At 66.3% G+C, this 21,134-nt stretch carries 16 protein-coding genes; 4 read left to right on the forward strand and 12 right to left on the reverse strand.

What is annotated here, in order from left to right; genetic code table 11:
- Positions 1–205: 205 nt before the first annotated feature.
- The 7 genes from JNG39_RS11215 to JNG39_RS11245 form a co-directional block, all read right to left on the reverse strand.
- Positions 206–757: a fimbrial protein gene (locus JNG39_RS11215; RefSeq protein ID WP_368311460.1), complete on the reverse strand. Its 552-nt coding sequence runs from the start codon at positions 755–757 to the stop codon at positions 206–208.
- A gap of 260 nt (positions 758–1,017) precedes the next feature.
- Positions 1,018–2,412: a sugar porter family MFS transporter gene (locus JNG39_RS11220; RefSeq protein WP_368311461.1), complete on the reverse strand. Its 1,395-nt coding sequence runs from the start codon at positions 2,410–2,412 to the stop codon at positions 1,018–1,020.
- Positions 2,413–2,507: 95 nt separating this feature from the next.
- Positions 2,508–3,272 carry an SDR family NAD(P)-dependent oxidoreductase gene (locus tag JNG39_RS11225; protein ID WP_368311462.1) on the reverse strand — a complete coding sequence of 255 codons (765 nt, stop codon included), beginning with the start codon at positions 3,270–3,272 and terminating at the stop codon, positions 2,508–2,510.
- 141 nt (positions 3,273–3,413) lie between these two features.
- A complete protein-coding gene (locus JNG39_RS11230) occupies positions 3,414–3,836 on the reverse strand; it encodes a VOC family protein (protein WP_368311463.1) in 423 nt (140 codons plus the stop codon).
- Positions 3,837–3,876: 40 nt separating this feature from the next.
- A complete protein-coding gene (locus JNG39_RS11235; protein ID WP_368311464.1) occupies positions 3,877–5,199 on the reverse strand; it encodes a methyl-accepting chemotaxis protein in 1,323 nt (440 codons plus the stop codon).
- A 92-nt stretch (positions 5,200–5,291) separates the two neighbouring features.
- Positions 5,292–7,649 carry a penicillin-binding protein 1C gene (pbpC, locus tag JNG39_RS11240; protein ID WP_368311465.1) on the reverse strand — a complete coding sequence of 786 codons (2,358 nt, stop codon included), beginning with the start codon at positions 7,647–7,649 and terminating at the stop codon, positions 5,292–5,294.
- 60 nt (positions 7,650–7,709) lie between these two features.
- Positions 7,710–13,706: an alpha-2-macroglobulin gene (locus JNG39_RS11245; RefSeq protein WP_368311466.1), complete on the reverse strand. Its 5,997-nt coding sequence runs from the start codon at positions 13,704–13,706 to the stop codon at positions 7,710–7,712.
- A 322-nt stretch (positions 13,707–14,028) separates the two neighbouring features.
- On the opposite strand from JNG39_RS11245, the gene JNG39_RS11250 reads away from it, so the two are divergent.
- From JNG39_RS11250 to JNG39_RS11265, 4 genes are read left to right on the forward strand one after another with little or no spacing between them, the layout of a single operon-like run.
- A complete protein-coding gene (locus JNG39_RS11250; protein ID WP_368311467.1) occupies positions 14,029–14,457 on the forward strand; it encodes a YciI family protein in 429 nt (142 codons plus the stop codon).
- Between the two features lie 26 nt (positions 14,458–14,483).
- Positions 14,484–14,936, forward strand: a complete 453-nt coding sequence (locus JNG39_RS11255) for a VOC family protein (RefSeq protein ID WP_368311468.1) — start codon at positions 14,484–14,486, stop codon at positions 14,934–14,936.
- A 3-nt stretch (positions 14,937–14,939) separates the two neighbouring features.
- Entirely contained in the window at positions 14,940–15,704 is a 765-nt protein-coding gene (locus tag JNG39_RS11260; protein ID WP_368311469.1) for a YciI family protein, read from the forward strand.
- Between the two features lie 49 nt (positions 15,705–15,753).
- A complete protein-coding gene (locus JNG39_RS11265; protein ID WP_368311470.1) occupies positions 15,754–17,019 on the forward strand; it encodes an RNA polymerase sigma factor in 1,266 nt (421 codons plus the stop codon).
- Positions 17,020–17,135: 116 nt separating this feature from the next.
- Here the strand turns inward: JNG39_RS11265 and JNG39_RS11270 are convergent, their stop codons facing one another.
- Genes JNG39_RS11270 through modB form a run of 5 tightly spaced genes read right to left on the reverse strand, consistent with a single transcriptional unit; the run spans position 17,136 to position 21,129 of the window.
- A complete protein-coding gene (locus JNG39_RS11270; protein WP_368311471.1) occupies positions 17,136–17,612 on the reverse strand; it encodes a T6SS immunity protein Tdi1 domain-containing protein in 477 nt (158 codons plus the stop codon).
- Positions 17,613–17,644: 32 nt separating this feature from the next.
- Positions 17,645–18,793, reverse strand: coding sequence for a serine hydrolase domain-containing protein (locus tag JNG39_RS11275; RefSeq protein WP_368311472.1), 1,149 nt, complete (start codon positions 18,791–18,793; stop codon positions 17,645–17,647).
- The gene (locus JNG39_RS11280) at positions 18,790–19,764 is read right to left on the reverse strand and encodes a YbhN family protein (protein ID WP_368311473.1); all 975 of its coding nucleotides are present in this window, start codon (positions 19,762–19,764) and stop codon (positions 18,790–18,792) included. Before JNG39_RS11280 ends, JNG39_RS11275 begins: the two co-directional genes overlap by 4 nt.
- 28 nt (positions 19,765–19,792) lie before the next feature.
- A complete protein-coding gene (locus JNG39_RS11285; RefSeq protein ID WP_368311474.1) occupies positions 19,793–20,458 on the reverse strand; it encodes an ABC transporter ATP-binding protein in 666 nt (221 codons plus the stop codon).
- Positions 20,455–21,129, reverse strand: a complete 675-nt coding sequence (gene modB / locus JNG39_RS11290; protein WP_368311475.1) for a molybdate ABC transporter permease subunit — start codon at positions 21,127–21,129, stop codon at positions 20,455–20,457. Before modB ends, JNG39_RS11285 begins: the two co-directional genes overlap by 4 nt.
- Positions 21,130–21,134 lie beyond the last annotated feature (5 nt).

Here is a 21,134-nt window from a genome sequence, read left to right on the forward strand (position 1 = left end):
ACGGGGCATGCCGCCACGCGAAAATGAAACGGTAGACGTAACGCGTGGCATTCATGACCACACTGGCACCCGATGACATGGAGACCGTCAAAAATACGAACCCCATGAGAGCGGCCCACGGTCTTTTCGAACCCGTCGTTCTAGCCATGATCGATATCCTTGATGAAGCCGCCGGCCATAGGCCGGCAGCTTTTCCCTGATTGACTTAACCCGCCGGCTCGTAATTGACCGTGTAACGAACCAGTCCATTCGCCGTGCCAGCCGTGACCGGACCGATCGCCTCATAGGAAGCGGTGTGAATGATGGTCGCCTGGTTGTCCTGGACCGTCTTCTTGAAGATCTTCTGGTCGTCCTTGAGGTGCATCGGTTCGTTGTTTTCGTTGAACAGACGAATCTGGACGCCAGCCGCCGCGTTGGGGCCCTGGGTGACCTTGACCATGCCGGTAACGAGATCGACGAGGGTCGGATCTTCATCGAAGCGGGCCCACACGCGGGTGCCGTTCGGGCACGAGGTTTCGCCCGGGGCGCCCACGGTGATGACGATGGACGCCTTGCCTTGACGATCGCCTACGTTGGAAAGGTCGCCAGCGCTGATACTGCCGATGTCGGCCACGAGGGGCGCGTTGCTGCCGCCATTGATGGTGCAGGTGACGTTCGCGATCGACCCGGTGAAGTTGATCGTTCCGCTTTCCGCAAAGGCGGGCGAGGCGGCGAACCCTGCCAGGAGCAGGGCGGAAGTGATTGCCTTGAGGTTCATCCAATTGACCTTGTACTGATTTCGACTGGCCGAGCCGGCTTGCCCCGGCAACGGGACGGCGTGACGCGGCCCCACGTGGTGACGGTGCGTAGGCGTACCGCAACCACGTGGAAAGTTTGTCGGAATCAAACAGGGTTACATATAGAAAGATTCTCAAAAATCAGGTTTTTTTGCCGATTCGCCGACGCGTTGAAACGGATGTTTCACCGTTTTTCTCAGACATACGCCTAGTCGAATGTGCTATGCGCGCACATGGCGTTTCACCGGCCGATCTGACGCAGCGGCTTGCCCTTCATCAAGTTGCGTTCGATCTGCTCCAGCGTCACGCCCTTGGTTTCCGGCACGAGCCAGAACGTGAAGATGATGAACACGGCGTTGAGCGCGGCATATAGCCAGAACGTCTGTGCATTGCCGAAGCCGCTGAGCAGGCTGAGGAACGTGGCGCCCACGATCATGTTGGTCACCCAGTTGGTGAAGGTCGAGCAGGCGATGCCGAAGTCACGTCCCTTCAGCGGCTGCACCTCGGAACACAGGGTCCAGATGAGCGGACCGGCCGACATGGCGAATCCGACGATGAAGAGCAGCAACATCCCCACGGTAAAGAATTGCTCACCCCGCGAATGGATACCCATGCCCATCATCGTGCCGACCACGCCCAGGCCAACGGCCATGATGGCGAAACCCGCGTACAGGATGGGCTTCCGTCCGAGGCGATCCACCAGGCCGAACGCGATGAGGGTGGCCAGCACGTTGGTAAGTCCCACAGCGGCGGTGAACCACATCTGCGCATGGGTGTCGTACCCCATGTCCTTGAAGATGCGCGGCGCGTAGTACATCACCACGTTCATGCCCGTGAACTGCTGCATGGCCTGCAATAACACGCCAAGGCCTACGGACCGGCGGAAGTTGGGGTTTTCGCGGAACATGCTCCACCCGTGCTGGGGCGTCTTCAGCTGCTCCTCGATGTCGGCCACTTCTTTTTCCACCACGCCCTGGTCACCGCGAAGCTTCGCCAGCACGATCTGCGCATCCTCGCGCCTCCCTTTCAGAAGGAGCCAACGCGGACTGTCGGGGAGAAAGAAAAGGCCTACGAGGAAAAGCACGCCCGGGGCGGCGATGATGCCCAGCATCCAGCGCCAATTGCCCGACGCGCTGAACGCGGTATCGGAGAGGAAGGCCAGCAGGATGCCGGTGGTGATCATCAACTGGTAGGTGGAGATCATCGCACCACGGATGCGCTCGGGCGCGACTTCGGCGAGATAGAGCGGTGCGGTGAAGGTGGCGATGCCGATCGCGAGGCCCAGGATGAAGCGCGCGACGATGAGGATCTCGGGGCTCCATGCCGAGGCACAGAACAACGATCCCGCGATGAACAGCACGCCGCCCAGAAGGAGCGACCGCTTGCGACCCAGCGAGGCGGACATCCAGCCGGCACCCAGCGCACCGACGGCCGCACCGGCCATCATCGCACTGACGATCCATTCGATCATGTGATCGTCGATCTTGAATTCGGCCTGGATGAACTGCTGCGCGCCCGAGATGACGCCGATGTCCAACCCGAACATGAGGCCGGCCAGTGCGGCGAGTATGCACGTGGTGACCACGGCCGCCTTGGGGTGGGCGGCCTCGGCCTGTTGTTTGATGGCGACGTCCATAAGTCGTGAACCCTTGGAGAAGGAAAGGATTCATGGCATTGGATGCCGCGTGATGTATGGATCCCGTCGCGGCCGTGTCTGTCCGCCGTGATCGTTCAGACCCAGCCGCCGTCCACGATGAAGTTCTGTCCCGTGCACATGCGGCTGTCGTCGGCGGCAAGAAACAGCGCCATCCTCGCAAGATCCTCCGGCATGAGATGACCGGGAAGGCACTGCACCCGGCGGATTTCGGCTTCGCCCTCGTCGTCCAGCCACAGTTCGCGCTGTTTGTCGGTGATGACCCAGCCCGGCACCAGGCAATTGATGCGGATGCGGTCGTGACCGAGCTCACGTGCCATGCCGTATACGAAGCCGACGATGGCCGCCTTCGCGGTGGCGTACATCGGGTATCCGGCGTTTTTCTTCATCCAGCCGGTCGACCCCAGGCAGATGATGGAACCCTCCCCCGCCAGGCGCATGTCGGGCATGACCGCCTGGGTCGCGAAGTATTGGTGGCGCAGGTTGGTGGCGATGCTGCGATCGAAATCGTCCACGCTGGTGTCGGCGATCTCATGGCGCACGTCGTTGGCCGCGTTGTTGACCAGCACCCCGACCGGGCCGAACGCGTCGCGCACCCGTGCCACCGCATCGCGCAGGGCATCCACGTCGGTCAGGTCGCAACGGATGAACAGGGGGGCGTGGCGGCTATCGGCCAGGCGTGCAGCCAGGGCCGTGCCGGCATCCTCGGCGATGTCGAGGAAGGCCACCTTCGCGCCCTGCGCGGCGAAGTGCGCGACGAAGGATTCGCCGATGCCGCTGGCACCGCCGGTGATGAGCACGGTACGGTCGAGCAGGCTGGGATAGGTGGCGAACGAGGACATCGGAGGCTCCGTGGGGGGTGGGCGCACAGGTATACCAGAGCCCACCACCACCTCGCGAACCGGGACCGTGATCGCTTCGTTGTCGTCATGTCTTGCGCCGGTTCCTTCCGTCGGCCTACATGTACCGTCACGAGGCCGCCGTCAGGCGATAGTCCAGGGATCGTAGGTTCCGAAGTACCAAAGGTGGCCTTCCGGGTCGCGCGCCGAATAGCCCGCACCGCCGTAGTCCTTTTCTTCGTAGTCGTCGACGATGACGGCACCCGCGTTCCTCGCGCGCTCGTAGTGCGTCCGCAAGTCGCCCCTCACCGTCACGCAGGCGCATTGCGTTTCGCGGCCCATGACTTCATCGGGCTGCACCATGTGCCGGGCGAATGGCGTATCGTCACGCACCGAACCCAGCATGACCATGCCGTCCCCGTAGGTGAGCTGCGCATGATCGACGAGGCGCCCGTCGTTCTCATTGACGTAAACGGCGTGCCTTTCGAAACCGAACGCCTTGCAGAGAAAATCGATGGCGCCGAGGGCGTCGCGGTATCGCAGGCAGGGAATGACGGTGCTGGGCATGGCGCTGGCTCCGGTCGGAATCGGCCCGACGATACGTCGCTCAGGCCAGCTCCGCCACTGCCCTGCGCACGGTGTCGATGCCGCCGGCCTGGAACTGGGTGGCGCGAGCCACGTCGGATACCCGATCGAACAGCGACGACACGCAGGTCAGGATGGCGCGCATGGCTTCGCCGGCTTCGCCGCTGCGTTCGTTGCCCTCCCGCACCCGCTCCAGCGTACGCTCGATGAGCTCGCGGATGTCCCGGGCCGACTCCGAACTGCGTTGCGACAACATGCGCACTTCATGCGCTACCACGGCGAAGCCGCGTCCCTGGCCTCCCGAACGGGCGGCCTCGATGGCGGCGTTGAGGGCGAGGATATTGGTCTGGAAAGCGATGGAATCGATCAGGCCGACGATCTCGGCGATGTCGCGTGCGCCATCCTGGATGGCGGACATCGTAGCGATCACCGCATCCACCATCGCGCTGCCGTCGCTCGCCGAGCGGCTGGCCTCGGTCGCCAGGGCATTGGTGATCCTCGCCTGTTCGGCGATGGCCGGCACGGTGTCGGCGAGCTCGGCGAGCGAGGTGTGAAGGGTGCGCGTGGCCCGCGTCTGCGCCGTGACGTCGGTAGCGTACTTCACCACCTTGAACGGTCGGCCCGCCATGTCGAATATCGGGTTATAGGTGCCCTGGATCCACACTTCACGGCCGCGGCTATCCACCCGTCGATAGAGCGACGCGTCGTATTCGCCACGCCCGAGCTTCTCCCAGAAGTGGCGGTATTCCGAACTTTCACGATCCGCGGCATCCACGAACATGCGGTGGTGCTGGCCGACCACGTCCTCACGGGCGTAGCCCATGGTGGCGAGGAAATTGTCGTTGGCCTCGAGGATGATACCGTCGAGCGTGAAGCTCACCACGGCCTGTGCCTTGTCGATGGCCGCCAGGCGGCCCTCCATGTCGGCGGTACGCAGGCGCTGCTCGGTGACGTCGGTGGCGAACTTCACCACCTTGACCGGACGGCCCCAGCGGTCGAGTACCGGGTTGTAGCTGGCCTGGATCCACACCTCGCGCCCTCCGGCGCCCAGGCGTCGATAGAGGCCCACGTCGGGCCGCCCCGTGCGCAAACGCTCCCAGAACGCGGCGTATTCCGCCGATGCCGCTTCCTGCGGATCGACGAAGACACGGTGATGATGGCCGAGGATGTCGCCCTCCTCGTAGCCCATGGCATCGAGGAAGTTCCGATTGGCGGCAACGATGGTGCCGTCGAGTGCGAATTCGATCACCGCCTGGGTGCGATTGATCGCATCGAGCTTGCCGCGGACATCGTCCGCCGTGCCCGGAAAAAGGGAACGGATACCCTTGAGAAGCGCGTGAGCCATGTGGGAATCCCTCTGAACCGATGCCGGCCTTCCTTATCGACCCTCGGCAGACGCCACTGAATGGCACCTGCCGAATATGCGCACGACTTGCCTTATTCCATCACGCCGACCCGCAACTCGCGCGAATCGCGACGCCCACGATCGTCCACCGCGCGGATCAGGAAGCGCCCGCTGCGATCGGGCGCCCACATCAACGCTTGCCCGGGAGCCGCGCTGCCGAGATAGGCATCGTCCACGAACCAGTAGAGCATACGGGCACTCGCGTCGCTGGTCGCGGAGAAGGCGATCTTCTCGCTGCCCAGTCGCGATACGCGAATCTGGTAGGTGCTGCCCTTCAGCGGGGAGGTGATGCTCGGGGGATCGCCCGCCACCTGCCCGCCGCCCTGGCAATCGGGCAACGGCGGCGGCGCGCGGCGCGGCATGCCGGCCTGCGCGAAGACGCGCGCCAGGTCGGATGGCCAGTACTCGTACACCTCGGTGCGCGTGCGCGACGGATCATAGGGAGGACAGGCCGGCTTGCCCGTATGCGTGTCGACGACGACCGGTCGGTGCACGGTGCTTACGCGAATGGGTGACTTGCCGGGAATGAACCACGTGCTGCCCACCTGGGGGCACCATGCATTGGGCAAATCACCGCTGGCGATGCAGATGGGCACGCGGCGCAGGTTCGGCGGGTTGCGTCGCACGGGCTCGACCAGCCCCGGCCGTTCGGCGCGAAGTGCATCGGCGATGCGAAAAAAGAGCGGTGCGGCGGCTTCCACGCCGATGAAGGCCGGGTTGCCCGACCCGTCGAAATTGCCGACCCACACCACCAGCACGTAAGGACCGAAACTCCCCGCCGTCCACGCATCGCGAAAGCTCCACGAGGTTCCCGTCTTCCAGTACAGCGGCAGTCGCGACGGCTGCGCGGCCACCACGTCGTCCGGACGCGGGTTCTGCCGCAGCATGTCCATCACCATGAAGGCCGCCTCTTCGCTCAGCAGGCGCGTGCCCTTCGTACGGGGCGCGTCGGCAAGCATGCGCAACGGACGCCATTCGCCACGGTTGGCCAGCATCGCGTACAGACCGCCCAGCTCCTGCATGGTGACTTCGCCGCCCCCCAGTACCAGCGCGAGACCGTAATGCTGCTCGCTCGCCATGCGCGAGATGCCGGCGTCGCGAAGGAACTCATAGAGGTTGGGATGCCCTAGTCGCGAGGCCACCTGTACCGCGGGGATGTTGCGGCTGCGTACGAGGGCCTGCGTCGCGGTGACGGGCCCGAGGAAATGTCCGTCGAAATTCTCCGGCGTATAGGGCCCGAAAGCGGACGGCACGTCGCGCAAGACGGTTTCCGGATGCAACAGGCCCTGGTCGAAACCGAGGGCGTAGATGAAGGGCTTCAGGGTGGAGCCGGGCGATCGTTTCGCCAGCGTACCGTTGACCTGGCCGAAGATCGACGCATCGAAGTAATCCGCCGAACCGACCATCGCCTTCACGCCCATGTCGCGCGTATCGATGAGCAGGGCGGCGGCATTGCGGATGCCTCGGTCGCCGGCGTGCTCCACGTACTGGCGCACCTGACGTTCGAGGCTGCGCTGCAGGCCGAGGTCGAGCGTGGTCGTCACGCGCATGTCGTCGCCGCCGTCGAGCCGGCGTTCGGCCAGCACCTGTTCGACGAAATGCGGCGCTTCGAACGGCAGGCGCGACAACGAACGCAAACGCAGCGGCAGGTCGAAGAGCGGCCTGGCGGATTCGTCGACGGGGTGCCCTGCCGCCCAGCGTTCGAACAGCCGGTCGCGCGAGGCCTTCAGGTTGGCGGCGATCACCGTGCTGCCGTTGATGCGTCCCGGCACGCCACGCGCGGGTTCCTGGGGGATCACCGCGAGCGTCAAGGCTTCGGGCAGGCTGAGCCGGGACGGCGGCTTGCCGAAGTAGGCGAGGCTCGCCGCGCCCACACCCTCGACGTTGCGGCCGTAGGGCGCGGCGTTGAGATAGGCCTCGAGGATGTCGTGCTTGGAATACAGGAGCTCCAACTGCACGGCGCGCGCCGCCTGTATCAACTTGCCCGCGGGATGGCGCGTGTCCAGGCGCCAGATCAGGCGGGCCAGCTGCATCGTGATCGTCGACCCGCCCTGCGGACTGCCGTGGCGCATATAGGTGACCCACGCGCCGCGTAGCAGGCCCCAGGCCGACACGCCGGGATGCCATCGAAACCAGCGGTCTTCATGCAGCAGCACGCCGTCGACGAGCGAAGGCGAGATATCTTCCAGCGGCACCCAGAGGCGATAGCGGTCGTCGCTGGCGAGGGTGAGCCGGAGCAGATGGCCGTCAGCGTCGTAGATCGCCGTCGATGAGGGAAACCAGGCGCGCAACGGGTCATGCGGCCACAGGCGAAAGCCGACGAGCACGGCACCGATGAGCAGCAGCGCGGCAAGGAAATTGTGCCAGTGGGTGCGGAGGATCTGTCTCATCGGCGGATTCATCGCTACGTCCCATCGCGGACCCTGTCCGGGATGGGACGTAGCGAATCGTTAAGGTTTGCGTTCCACCTTCAAGCTGCCACCGCCGGGCGCCATCGCCTGCACGCCGCGGTCGTAGAGCGACTCGGCGAAGACGGGCGGGATGACGAACGTGCCCGCGTTCGTGGCCTTGATGCGATAGACGAACTCCTTCACGTCGGGATCCGCGTAGCCGTAGACCACCACGCGGTCCTCGCGAACGTCGGCGTAGTCCGGCTTCCATGTGGATTCGGGATTGCCGATGGGCGAGTGCCAGGCCGGCGCGTCGTCCGCATCGCCGCCTTCGTCGCCCTCGCCTTCCATCGACGCGTCGCCCGGCGCCTCTTCCGGCTCGGCCTGCGTCGCGGGTTCCGCGTCGGCGGTCGGTGATGTATCCAGCACCGGTTCGAAGCCACCGGGCAACAGATCGACGATGGCGACATCGCTTACGCCTTCATGGGTCGTCGAGCGGATGCGTACGTGCACGTCGACCTCGTCGCCCGTGGCCAGCGTATCGATGGCCTTGCCCTTGGCATCGGTGTAACTGCGCGTGATCTCCAGCCCGTCCTTGCGCGTCACCGTGGAGGGCTTCCGGTCGAAGCCCGCCTGCGAGACCGCATACCACGCCGCCACGTCCGCGTCGTTGACCAGTCGCAAACGCTGGGTACCCGCCTTCCAATGCGCATCCACCAGCGAACCCTTCACGGTGCCGGCGGGCGTGACGCGGCCGGTGGCGTCCACCGCGCCAATCGACAGCTTGCCGACGTCGCCGCCGGCGTCCTTCGCCCAGGCATCGAGCGCAAGGATGATCATGCCGGACGACAAGGTGTTGTAGTGGCCCTTGCCGAGCGGCCGCACGAGGTTGTCCACGATCTCCGGCGGCAGCGAACGCGCCTGCTCGGGGAAGTGCTTCGCCAGCAGGTAGAGCACCGAGGCGTCGCGGGTCACCGGGTCGTAGTAGGACGCGTACGCGTAGGCTTCGTCGGTGGGCTTGCGCACCAGCAGCTGCCGCGGACCGGCGATGAGCTGCGCGGCCAGCTTTTCCTGGTGCAAGAGCTGATACGACGCGGCAAGCCAGGCCGCGGCGAGGTCGTCCTTCCACGCCTTCGCATGCGCTTCCTGCAGTCGACGCTGCAACGAAGCCAGGTCGTTGGTGGTGACATTGCCCTGGCGGGTCAGCAGGTAGATCGCATAGGCACGCTGGCGCATGCCCGCGAGCGAGTCGTCGCTGTCGTCGGCGGCGATCTGCTTCAGGGCGTTGTTCGCCGAGGCGAGCATGTCCCGCGGCACGGCCACGCCACGATCGGCCGCTTCGACGAGATAGTGCACCGCGTAATCGGTGGCGAAGATATTCGTGTCAGGCGTCGCGGTCCACAGGCCGAAACCGCCCTGCCCGTTCTGTCGTGCGTGCAGTACGTCGAACAGGGCCGCTACCGGGTCGGCGGGTGGCGTGTCGTCCCCGATCATCCGCGCGGGCTTCACGTCACCGAATTCGGGACGCTGGCCGAGGATGAGCGCGGGCATCGCCGCGCTGATCACCTGTTCGGTGCAGTAGTGAGGGAAATCGACGAGGTAAGCGGCCAGGCCGCGCGCCAGCACGACCGGCACGCTGGAGAACGCCGCGTCGCGACGGGCGTATTCCTCGTGCATGTCGCGCAAACCGGTGACGTCACCACGAGCGTGCGCATCGATGCGCCCGAACGCCAGCTCGGTGCGCATCGGCGACGCCGGGCGTATCGACAGGTCGATGCCCTGCTTCGCCGATTTTCCGCCGGCGCTCGCAGTGAAGCCCAGGTGGCCCGAACCCAGCGTGTCCGTGGCGCGCACGCGGAAGACGGCCACGCCTTCGCGCATCTCGCCCAGGCTCAGGGTTTTCGAGGCATCGCCCACCACCTGCAGTTGGGGACCGACGGCGAGGTTCACCGCGACCGGTATCGCCTTGCCGCCCAGGCCGGTGAGGTTGTTGGCCACACCGACGCTGATCTCGGCCTCGTCGCCGGGGGCGAGCGTGGTGGGCACGTTCGGCGAGAGAACGAAATCGCCGCGCACCGTGGTGGCGCCTTCGAACGTGCCGATCTTGTCCGGCGATACGCTTACGGCCATCACCCGGAGCTTGCCGTTGAAGTAGTCGGGCACGGTGTAGGTGAGGTCGCGCGAGCCGTCCACGTCGACGATGCCCGACCAGTAGGCCACCGGCTTGTCGCGCTTGCGACGGAACGGATTGAGCTGCCGCCCGATGGCCCCGTCGGCATCGCCGCCGGGCGCGGCCATCGACATCAGCTTCTGGAAGTCGGGAATGATGAGGTCGAGGATCTGCGACGTGGTTACCTCGAGCATCCGCTTGCGGAAGAAATACTGCAGCGGATCGCCCAGCTTGTAGCGGGCCACCTGCAGGATGCCTTCGTCCACCGCGAACACCACCGCGCGGGTGGGCGTCGGCGACGTGACGTGGAAGGTGACCGTTTCGCCGGGTTTCACCAGCGACGGCGATTCCACCGCGATGGCGTTGCGGCGGGCGTCCATGTTGACCGAGAAGGGCACCACGCCGAACGAGAGCGGGCTCATGAATATCTCGTCCGACGACGGGTCGCGCACGTACTGCACGTTGATGTAACCGTTGCCCTCGAAGTCGGCGGGCACGCTGATGTGCTGCACCGAGCTGGTGGTGTCGGCGTGGAACCAGGCGTGCGCGTAGACCTTGTCGCGCTCGATGGTGATGAGGCCGCTACCGGCGTAAGGCGCTCGAATGGCCACGTCCACGGTCTCGCCCGGCGCATAGTCTTTCTTCGACAACGAGAGCTGGAGTTCCGCGTTGCGCTCGAGCGAACGCGAGACGTTGCCCTCGCCCGCCACCGACCAGGCCACGCGATTGACCTCCTTGCCGTCCGCGTTCTTCACCACGAGGGCGAAATTGCCTGGCTTGTCCGTCGGAAGGGCTACGTCCGTGCCCGAGGCCGGGATGGTCAGCGGCGTTTCCGACAGCGTGGTTTCGCGAGCCTTCGACTCGTACTTGTAGACACCCGAGTCCTGCTTGGTGAGCACCGACACGTAACGCGTCTCGACGATGGCCTGCTTGAGGCCACCGAGATCGATGCGCTTGGCGCTGGGATCGATGGCGACGAGATTCACCTTGCGAACGGCGTCACGGCTCACGTAGTCCAGGTTGTCCACGGCCTTGTATCCCACCAGCCATGCGTTGGACGAGACCATGCCCTGCGTGGCGGCGGCCACGCTGCGGCCGCCCTCGGCCTCGTAGGCCTTGGCGAGGAAATAGAGCTGGTAGGTGGCGTCGGCGTACTTCGACAGGTCGAGCTTGAACTCCGCATGGCCCTTATCGTCGGTCTTCGCGTCGGCGAGCTTTTCCTCGAAACCTTCCTTCGCGCGGCGGATGTCGTAGAAGTGGTAGTCGCGATAGCTCGGGAACGACGGGAAGGCCGGCCGCAGGGTGAGCAAGCCTTCCACGCGACGGTCCGCCGCCGGCGTGCCGAACAGGTTCTGCGCGTCGACCAGCGCCTTGAGGTCGTCCGGCTTCACCCAGCCCTCGGCCACGGCGGTGGAAAGCTTCGCCGACACCTTCATGCGATCGGGCTGGAACTCCTTCACCTGCACCGTGGTGCTGCCGATCTGCGAGTACGGCTTGCCGTCGCGGGCGATGTAGAGATTGACCGTCCAGTTGCCGGTGGGCGAGGTCTCGGCCGTGGTGTGGTCCAGTTCGGCGAACCCCGCCGTATCCATCGACACGTTGCGCTGGCTCACCGTGGTACCGCGCGGGTCCACCACTTCGGCGATCAGCGGCATGCCCGCCACGCTGCGCGTCCAGCTGTTGGCGCGCACGATCATGCCGATATGGAACAGGTCGCCCGGCCGGTAGATGCCCCGGTCGGAAAAGAGGTAGCCCGACAGCTGGCCCTGGCTGTGCGCGTTCGGCTCGCCGCCGATGTCGAAACGGGAGAAATCGAGCGTGCGGTCGTAGGCGCTCACCGGGAGGAAGGAGAGATCCTCGCCCTGGCGCACCACGTACATCGCGGGTGCCTTCTCCTGCGTGAAGCCTTTCAGATCGGTGAAGTGCGCGCGGCCATCGGCACCCGTGGTCTGGGTGAACAGGGTGCTGCCGTTCTTCGCGATCACCGCGACCGAGGCGCCGCCCACCGGGGAGCCCGAACGGATCGACTGCACGAAGATATCCTGGCTGCCGTCGGCCGAACGCTTGGCGATCACGCCCAGGTCGGTGATGACCACGAGCCGCTCGTCCTTCGGGAAATCGTAGGGTACGTACCCGTTGTCGTCGTCGGTATCGGCCACGGCGGCCGCCGCGGCGTCGGGGTCGCCACCCGCCTCGCGGGCCGCGGCTTCGCGAGCCGCCTTCTGCCTGCGCTCGCGCGCGTCCCGCTCCGCCTTGGCGTCGTAACCGGAAAGCTTCAGCAGGAACACGCCGCGCTTGCCGCTGGCGAGGTAGGGGCCGAGGTCCATGCCCTCGTAATGCGCCCTGCCCGGTCCTTCGTCGGGGAAGGACACCTTCTTCACGAAACGGTCGACGATATGGTCGGCCGAAAAGCCGTACATTTCCGGCTTCGTATAGGAGCCGTTGTTGAGCGTGACCAGATGCTGCAGCTGGTCGGGCAGCACGCGACCGACTTCCATGCGCATGCCGGGCATGTTGCGCGACACCACCGAGATGCGCTTGTCGCCGGAGAGCGACAGCAGCGAACCGTCGGCCATGAAGCGGAGCAGGCGCGGGTAATCCGGCACGGTGAGGATTTCGGCGCGCGCCTTGGCCATCACGTAGCCGCCGAACGAGGTGATGCCCTTGTCCACGCGCACGTAGATGCGCTGGCCCGGCTGCGCGTGGTAGCGGAAGCTCTGCGCCTGCGCCCAGTCGTTCTCGGTGGGCACCATCTCCGGCTTCACGACGGTGAACGTCTTCAGGTCGGCGTCGCCGATGTTCTCGACGCCCGCATACTTGTCGCCGGGCGGCACGATCCACGCGTGCACGTGTTTCGCCAGCGCAGCGTCGCTCACGGCGCCGCCGAAGTTCATCACCACGACCTGCTCGGGCTCGTAGCGCTCATTGTCGACCAGAGTGGCCGACATCTCGTCGAGGGTGAGGCTGTAGAGGCCGGGCACCTTCACCGCGGTTTCCAGCGGCTTGTCCGTGCCGTCACCGCCGCGGCTGCTGACTACGCCGTCGTCGAGCTTCAGGCCCACCGCCCCGTCGTCTCGGGGCAGTTGCAGGGGCTGGGAATGGATGAACGCGTTGAGGCGATGCTCGTCGTAGGTGACGCTGAAGCGAAGCGGCGAGCCGTGCTTTTCGTCGTGGCCGCGCAGGTCGAGGGCCACGCGCTTTTCGAACTGGGCGGCATCCACCGGATAGTTGAAGCCGATCTGCATGATCGTCTTCTTGCGGGTGGGGTCCTGCGGGTCCTGATAGAACTCACCGTTGACCAGCTTCGCCGTGAACGGCGCGGTGGCGACGGCCAGGTGGTCGTCGGCCATCAGCACGTGGGGCGCGAACATCTTCGCCGTGTCGAAGCGGATGTCGATCTTTCGACCCACCGGCCAGTCGTTCGCCGGCACGAACTTCAACGTGCGGTCGTTTTCCCAGGTCCACTGGCCCGCCAGCTTCGGGTCCATGGCGATCCCGTCGGTCACCGGCTTGCCCAGCGACTCCAGCCGGGCCGCCGAGGCCGAAAAGGTGATGGTCAGGGGATGGATGACCGCCGGCGTACGCGAGTAGTCGGTCACTTCCGGCGCAGGCGCCTCGAACGTGACGCGGTTGGGCTCCACGGGTCGCGGCCGGTTCTGCCACCAGTGCCAGCCGAACCAGGCCGCGGCCGCGAGCACCAGCACGCCCGCGACGGTGCCTGCGAATTTGAGGGGATGGTGGCGCGCGACTCGTCCCGTCGCGGGCACCCACGCGGGAGCCGACCACGCCATGCCGCCGACGATGGGCCGGAGTAGCCGGCCGAGCAGCCAGAACAATCCGCGCACGAGGCGCACGGGCAGCATGAGGATGAAACGCAGCAGGTCCATGGTTCCCTTCCGATCCTTAAGGGTTGGTGGCCGGGACCGGCACACGGCGGCGCCCTCCGCGGAGGTGGTGGCGGCGGTCGTGTGAGGTCCCCGTATTTCATAGTCTGGCCGCGTCTCCCGTCGCGGCCGTGACCGATTCTGACACAGCCCCGCCACCGTTCGGGCGTTTTGGAGGCACCTGACATGGCCATGGAAATGACCCGGAAAACCAGCCCAAGATGCACGGCGAAAAAGATGTTCGCCCGTGTCGATTCACGCGGCGCACAATCGACGTACCCATGAAGGCAGGGAACGTCCCGGCCCGCAACAAAGGAGAAACCCCATGCGTTTCATGGTGATGGTACGTGCCACCCGATCCTCCGAAGCCGGCGACATGCCCAGCGAGGCCTTGCTCACGGCGATGGGCAACTACAACGAGGAGCTGGTCAAGGCCGGGGTGATGCTGGCCGGGGAAGGCCTGCAACCCAGCGCCAAGGGAGCGCGGATCCGCTTCTCGGGCGATCGTCGGGAGGTGATCGACGGCCCCTTCGCCGAAACCCGCGAACTGATCGCCGGCTTCTGGCTGTTCCAGACACGCTCGCTCGACGAGTGCATCGAGTGGGTCAAGCGTTGCCCCAACCCGTTCGAGGACGGCACCAGCGAGATCGAGATCCGCCAGGTCTTCGAAGCCGAGGACTTCGGCACCGAATTCACGCCCGAGGCCCGCGAGCAGGAAGAGCGCCTGCGTGCCGACATCGCTTCACGCCGCTAAGCCCACCATCGACGAAGGAGACGGACATGAAGATCCAGCCTTACATTTTTCCGAAAAACTGCGAACAGGCCTTCCGGTTCTATGAGGAGGTGCTCGGCGGAAAGATCGTCGAACTGCACCACTTCAAGGACATGCCTCCACAGGAAGGCCACGAAAGCACGGGCGGAGAAGGGTGCGGACCGTCGCCCGAGCAACTCGCCGCCATGGGCGACAAGGTGATGCACGTGAACCTCGAGATCGACGGCCAGTCGATCATGGGATCGGACGGCATGGAAGACGGCACGGTGCAGGGCTTCAAGATCAACCTCAACTTCACCGAGGTGGAGCAAGGCAAGAAGGTGTTCGAGGCCTTGTCCAGGGGCGGCAAGGTGGAGATGCCCTTCCAGGAAACCTTCTGGTCGAAAGGCTTCGCCATGTTCGATGACCGCTTCGGCGTGTCCTGGATGATCAACGTCGATGACGGATCCAAGAGGCCCTGAACCATGCAGTTCCTGATCGTCCGTAAAGCGGATCCCGACAGCGAGGCCGGCGTGGCGCCCCATCGCGAACTCATCGAGGCGATGGCCGACCACGTGGACGTATTGGCGGCGGAAGGGCGCTTCCTCGCCGGCGAGGGGCTCAAGCCCAGCCGCGACGGCGTGCGCGTTCGTTTCGGGCCGGGACGCGAGGCCATCGTCGTCGATGGTCCGTTCGCCGAAGCCCGGGAGTTGGTGGCCGGCTTCAGCATCATCGAGGCCGCCTCGATCGACGAGGCCGTCGATTGGGTGAGGGGATGGCCTGCCGAAGACGCGCACGGCGAAGCGACCGTGGAGATCCGGCCGATCGGTTGCCCCGGCGGGTTGAGCTGTTTCAACGACATCGCCGAGGGCAATGACGAGACGCCGCGTTACGTCGTGATGCTCAAGGCGAACGAGCGCAGCGAAACCGACTGGAACCCCGGCCCCGACATCCTCGGCCGCATGGCCGAAGCCAACCGTGCGGGACAGGAGGCCGGCTTCCTCATCGGCGGCCAGGGCCTGTCGTCCAGCCGGCACGCGAAGCGCGTGAGTTTTTCCAAAGGCCACGCGACGGTCGTCGACGGCCCGTTCGCCGAGATCAAGGAAATGGTCGCGGGCTTCTGGGTCCTTCGGGTGGATACCCTCGACGACGTCATCGCCTGGGCGAAGACCTACCCGTTCCCCGACGGGGACGATGCCCGCCTGGAAATCCGCGAGCTGTACCGCATGGAAGAACTCATGCCGCCATGACGCGATGCGGCTTGCCACGCATGACGGCGAATGCTGTCATGCGTGGCCTATGACGACGCACGATACCCACCGCGCCATCGACGCGATCTGGAAGATCGAGTCGCCACGCATCGTCGCCACCATCGCCCGGATGGTGCGCGACATCGACCTCGCCGAGGAGCTGGCGCAGGATGCCCTGGTGGCCGCACTCGAACGCTGGCCCGGCGAAGGCGTGCCGAAGAACCCCGGTGCCTGGCTCACGCAGACGGCGAAGCATCGCGCGGTGGATCGCATTCGCCGCGAACGCATGGCCGGGCGCAAGCTCGAGGCCTTGGGCCAGGACATGGAAGGCCTCCTTGAATCCGCCGACGACGCCCTGATCGACGCACTCGACGACGATATCGGCGACGACATGCTGCGATTGATCTTCACCGCCTGCCATCCGGTGATTTCGATCGAAGCGCGGGTGGCCCTCACGCTTCGGCTGCTCGGCGGGCTGTCCACCGACGAGATCGCCCGCGCCTTCCTCGTGCCCGAGGCGACCGTGGCCCAGCGCATCGTGCGGGCCAAGCGCAGCCTGGCCGATTCGGCGGTCGCTTATGAGGTGCCGCGCGGCGACGCGCTGGGTGAACGGCTCTCTGCCGTGCTGCGCGTGGTGTACCTCGTGTTCAACGAGGGCTACGCGGCGACCGCCGGCGGCGACTGGATGCGTCCGGCCCTCTGCGACGAGGCCTTGCGGCTCGGCCGCGTGCTGGCGGAACTGATGCCCGGCGAACCGGAAGTCCACGGCCTCGTCGCGCTGATGGAGATCCAGGCGTCGCGTACCGGCGCGCGCACCGGCAGCGACGGCGAACCCGTGCTGTTGCTCGACCAGGATCGCGGTCGCTGGGATCGCCTGCTGATCGGCCGTGGCCTGAAGGCGCTCGAACGCGCGGAGCGCCTCGGTGGCGCGCGCGGGCCCTATGCCCTGCAGGCGGCCATCGCCGCGTGCCATGCAAGGGCCGCGCGGGCGGACGACACCGATTGGCCGCGCATCGCCGCGCTCTATGCCGAACTCGTGGAAGTCATGCCATCCCCCGTGGTGGAACTCAATCGCGCGGTCGCCGTGTCGATGGCGGACGGTCCTTCGTCGGCACTCGTCATCGTGGAGTCGTTGCTCGACGACCCGGTTTTGAAGGACTACCACCTCCTGCCCAGCGTGCAGGGGGATCTGCTTTACCGACTGGGGCGGCTGGGCGATGCGCGGGAGGCCTTTCTGCGTGCCGCCTCGATGACGCGCAACGAGCGGGAGAAGACCCTGCTGACGCACCGGGCGGATGCGTGCCTGATCGCCTGAAAGGCGACGCTCGTCCGAACGCGCCGCCGTGGGTTCCTGCGTGCGCAGGAACGACGTGAGCTCGTTTCGCGAGCGGCGGTGAACGATGCGGCGCTCTGGGCGATGCGCGATTTCGGTCAGTGCGTCACGTCGATGTTCACCTTCGTGCCATCCGGCACGTCCTGCAGTTGCTGCAGGATCGATCCGGTCAGCTCGAAGTGCTCGCGTGCCGACACCGGATTGAGGTTGTCGACGGCGTATTCGCCCTCGGCGAAGATCGGCAACGTGACGTACGTGTAGCACTCGCCGGCTTCGCGGGTTTTTCCGGCCTCGATCAGCGCCTCGATCAGGGGCGGCAGCAGCCAGTCCTCGGCCACGTCCTCGCGCAGGCGGGCGTTGAAGTCGTCGACGTCGTCGGCCACGCGCTCCACCTCGGCGGTGCCGGTGTTGAGCCAGTACACGCCGCCTTCGTCGGCTTCGTAGAACATGTCGCCGAGGGCGGTGAACACCAGCGGCGTGAACGCGTCGCCGATGCGCCAGCGCCACGCGTCGGCGAGGGCTTCGATGGCCGCCTTGTCAGGCGTGCAGGTGAGGTCGTTCCAGGAGAGTTCCATGAGCGGGTGCGGGACGGCGGGGATGGCCTAGTCTACTCCCCCAGCGCCCGGATCACGGCTTGGACGAAAGCCGCGCGATCCTTCGCCTGCGCGTCGTCGGTGGCCACGGGCCACGCGGCGAGCTGCACGATCACCAGGTGGCGCTTCGGGTCGACGTGCAGCAGCTGGCCGAAGATGCCGATGCCGGCATAGGAGCCGTCGTCGTAGGTCCACCATTGGTAGCCGTAGCCTCGGCCCGGCACGCCGATGTCGGCGTGTCGCCGCGTGGCGTCCTCGATCCAGCCATCGGCCAGCACGGGCCGGCCGGCCGCCACGCCGCCATCGAGGAGGAACTGGCCCATGCGGGCATAGTCGGCCAACGTGGCGGAGACGCCCGAGCCGCCCGCTTCGGTGCCGTCGACGTCATCCTTCAGCCAGCGCGCGTCCGCGGCCATGCCGTACGGCTTCCAGACCGTGTCGGAAAGGTAATCGGCCAGCGTGCGTCCGGTGGCGCGCTCGACGAGGATGCCGACCAGGTCGGTCTCGCCGGTCTTGTAGACCCAATGCTCGCCCGGCGCGAATTCGCGCGGCAGTTTCGACATGTAGGTCACGAGCAGGGGCACGCCCGGCTGGCGCTCGCCTTCGTACATGCGTGCCACGTCGGAGCGCGGATCGGCGTAATCCTCGTTCCAGCGTACGCCCGAGGTCATCGTGAGCAACTGGCGCACCGTCACGTCGCGATAGGCGCCCGTGGCCAGCTCGGGGATATAGCGCGTCACCTTGTCGTCGAGACCGTGAATGCTGCCGTCGCGCAAGGCGGCACCGACCAGCGTCGAGGTAAACGACTTGGCGACGGAGAAGGAGGTCCAGCGCGTGTCCGGCGTGGCGCCCAGGCCATAGCGCTCGAGCCGGACGCGGCCGTCCTGCAACACCATGATGCCGGCCACGTGGTGTTCGCGCATGTAGTCGTCGAGCGAGAGGCCGTCGTCGAAACGCGGCCGCAACGGCTCGCCCGGCGGCAGGGGGTGCGCCGTGCCATGCCGCACCACGTTGCTCGCGTAGCGTGTTTCCATGGCGCGGAAAGCCACTTCCCGCTCGCCCTGGTTCCAGAACAGCACGTCGGTGCGGCGCGCATGCGGCGTGGCACAGGCGGCCAGCAGCAGGACGGCGAAGACGATCGCAAGACGTGCCGAGAATCTCATGCCGCGCTCCGGCGCCGCGCGAGCTCGAAGATGCACAGCGCCAGCGACGACAACAAGGCGGGACCGAGGCCGTAGATGACGCGGTAGGCCAGCAGCGCGGCAAGCACCTGAGCGCGTTGCTCCTGCGGGAAGGCGGCGAGCGTCAGCGCCTCGAAGGCACCGATGCCGCCGGGCGTGTTGCTGATGATGCCGGCGATGATGGCGCCCACGTAGATCGGCGCGAAGTCGAGGAAGTGACCGGCGATGTCCGGGGGCACCAGGAAGTACATGGCCGCGGTCGCGCCGGTCATCTCGACCACGCCCAGCGCCATCTGCGCACCCGCCGAGCGGGCGGACGGCACCGGCGTGGTGAACTTCCATATCCGCAGTTCGTCGTGCATGCCGGCCAGCCAGCGCAGCAAAAACACGAAGAGCACGATGATCGCCGTGCCCAGCCAGCGACCCCAGCCATTGGCGATGGACGGTTCGAGCATGAGCGCCAGGCAGATCGTCGCGGCGAAACCCATGCCGACGGCGAAGCCCACCAGGCCCACCACGCGGGCGACGTCGGGCGTGCTCAGGCCCAGCCGCGAGAGCATCCGGTAGCGCACCGCGGTACCCGTGATGGCGTGGAAGCCCAGGGCGTTGGTGATGGCGTGCACCACGAAACCGGAGAAGATCTTCATCTTCAGCGACACCTTGCCCGGCACCACCGTCTCCACGGCCATCGCGTCGTAGATGGCCAGGCAGCTCCAGCTGACGAGCGTGCTGGCGACCGAGGCGATCACGTGCCAGCGCGGGATGCGGTCGATGGCGTCGCGCACGTCGTGCCAGGCCATGCGCTCGATATAGCGATGCAGCAGGAACACCGCGACGCCCACGAAGGCGAGGGTGAAGGCGTATTTCGCCGCGCGGCTCGCCAGCGGCTTGCCGGTCGTGTTGTCGTGCGTCGGGGTCACCGCGTCGCTCGTGGGAAGGTCGAAGGCGGGCATGATCCCCCGCGATCCCTTCCGCCACAAGTCACCCTCGGCTCTCGACCCGCCCGTCGCGAATCCCGATGGTGTGCCCGTCGAGCGCCTCGACGTCGGCCGGATCGTGCGTGATCACCATGAGCTGGAGGTCGAGCCTCGCCTGGAGCGCACGCAGTTCGTCGCGCATGCGACCGCGCAACGCGGGATCGAGCGCGGAAAACGGTTCGTCGAGCAGAACGATGCGAGGCTCGGCGATCAGCGCGCGGGCCAACGCGGTGCGCTGGCGTTGGCCGCCGGATACCTGCGCCGGGTAATGGTCGGCGACGGCGCCCAGCTCGAACAGGTCAAGCCAGTGCGCCACGCGATCGTTTCGTGCATGACGCCGAGGGTTGATCCAACCGCGCGCGATGGCGAAGCCGACGTTCTGGGCCACCGTCAGGTGCGGAAAGAGCGCGTAGTCCTGGAAAACGTAGGCCACGCCGCGATCGCGCGGCGGCACGTCGATGCCGGTGTCGAAAAGCGTGCGACCGTCCACGCGCACGTGGCCGGCATCGGGTTTGAGCAGGCCCGCGATGGTGCGCAGCGCAACGCTCTTGCCAGCCCCCGACGGGCCGTAGAGCACGATGCGCCGATGCGACGAGGTGAACGCCACGTCCAGTTCGAAGCGCTTGCCCGCGTCGCCGAGCGCCAGGCGGATGTCGACGTCGACGCTCATGCGCGCGGCCTCTTCGCGTGTTGCGGCGCCAGCCATCCAGCCAGCAGCAGGGCGGCCACGCACGTCGCCGACGTCACCGCCACCATCGTCGCCGCGCCGGCATCGTCGCCCGCCTGCACGGCCGCGTAGATCGCCACGGAAAGCGTCTGCGTGCGTCCCGGCAGGTTGCCCGCGATCATCAAGGTGGCGCCGAATTCACCCATGGCGCGCGCGAAGGCGAGCAAGGCGCCCGCGGTGATCCCGCGCGCGGCCAAAGGCAACGACACGCGAAAGAACACCGCCGCCTCGCGAAGGCCGAGCACGCGAGCAGCGCTTTCCATTTGCGGGTCCACCGCCTCGAAGGCCGCACGGGCGGCTTTCTGCACCAGTGGAAACGCCACCAGCGTGGAAGCGACGACCGCCCCCTGCCAGGTGAACACCAGATGGATGCCCAGGCCGTCGAGCCATGAGCCGAACGTTCCGCGCCGACCGAACAGCACGAGCAGGTAGTAACCCATCACCGTCGGCGGCAGCACCAACGGCAAGGTGAGGATGGAATCGACCAGCTCGCGTGCGGGCGATCGCCATCGCGACAGCCCCCAGGCCACCGCCGTGCCCAGCACGAGGTTGATCGCCGTCGCCCAACCGGCGACCTTGAGCGACAGGAGCAGCGGTTCCCAGATGCCGTCCACGTGGC

The organism is Luteibacter sp. CQ10, from assembly GCF_040900725.1.
Lineage (GTDB): Bacteria > Pseudomonadota > Gammaproteobacteria > Xanthomonadales > Rhodanobacteraceae > Luteibacter.

What these genes read in the sequence shown, in the direction of transcription:
- JNG39_RS11280 (WP_368311473.1), bottom strand. Translation starts at nt 19,764, where the DNA reads ATGCCCGCCTTCGACCTTCCCACGAGCGACGCGGTGACCCCGACGCAC.
- JNG39_RS11245 (WP_368311466.1), bottom strand. Translation starts at nt 13,706, where the DNA reads ATGGACCTGCTGCGTTTCATCCTCATGCTGCCCGTGCGCCTCGTGCGC.
- pbpC (WP_368311465.1), bottom strand. Translation starts at nt 7,649, where the DNA reads ATGAGACAGATCCTCCGCACCCACTGGCACAATTTCCTTGCCGCGCTG.
- JNG39_RS11275 (WP_368311472.1), bottom strand. Translation starts at nt 18,793, where the DNA reads ATGAGATTCTCGGCACGTCTTGCGATCGTCTTCGCCGTCCTGCTGCTG.
- JNG39_RS11270 (WP_368311471.1), bottom strand. Translation starts at nt 17,612, where the DNA reads ATGGAACTCTCCTGGAACGACCTCACCTGCACGCCTGACAAGGCGGCC.
- JNG39_RS11260 (WP_368311469.1), top strand. Translation starts at nt 14,940, where the DNA reads ATGCAGTTCCTGATCGTCCGTAAAGCGGATCCCGACAGCGAGGCCGGC.
- JNG39_RS11285 (WP_368311474.1), bottom strand. Translation starts at nt 20,458, where the DNA reads ATGAGCGTCGACGTCGACATCCGCCTGGCGCTCGGCGACGCGGGCAAG.
- JNG39_RS11250 (WP_368311467.1), top strand. Translation starts at nt 14,029, where the DNA reads ATGCGTTTCATGGTGATGGTACGTGCCACCCGATCCTCCGAAGCCGGC.
- JNG39_RS11230 (WP_368311463.1), bottom strand. Translation starts at nt 3,836, where the DNA reads ATGCCCAGCACCGTCATTCCCTGCCTGCGATACCGCGACGCCCTCGGC.
- JNG39_RS11225 (WP_368311462.1), bottom strand. Translation starts at nt 3,272, where the DNA reads ATGTCCTCGTTCGCCACCTATCCCAGCCTGCTCGACCGTACCGTGCTC.
- JNG39_RS11255 (WP_368311468.1), top strand. Translation starts at nt 14,484, where the DNA reads ATGAAGATCCAGCCTTACATTTTTCCGAAAAACTGCGAACAGGCCTTC.
- JNG39_RS11220 (WP_368311461.1), bottom strand. Translation starts at nt 2,412, where the DNA reads ATGGACGTCGCCATCAAACAACAGGCCGAGGCCGCCCACCCCAAGGCG.
- JNG39_RS11265 (WP_368311470.1), top strand. Translation starts at nt 15,754, where the DNA reads ATGACGACGCACGATACCCACCGCGCCATCGACGCGATCTGGAAGATC.
- JNG39_RS11215 (WP_368311460.1), bottom strand. Translation starts at nt 757, where the DNA reads ATGAACCTCAAGGCAATCACTTCCGCCCTGCTCCTGGCAGGGTTCGCC.
- JNG39_RS11235 (WP_368311464.1), bottom strand. Translation starts at nt 5,199, where the DNA reads ATGGCTCACGCGCTTCTCAAGGGTATCCGTTCCCTTTTTCCGGGCACG.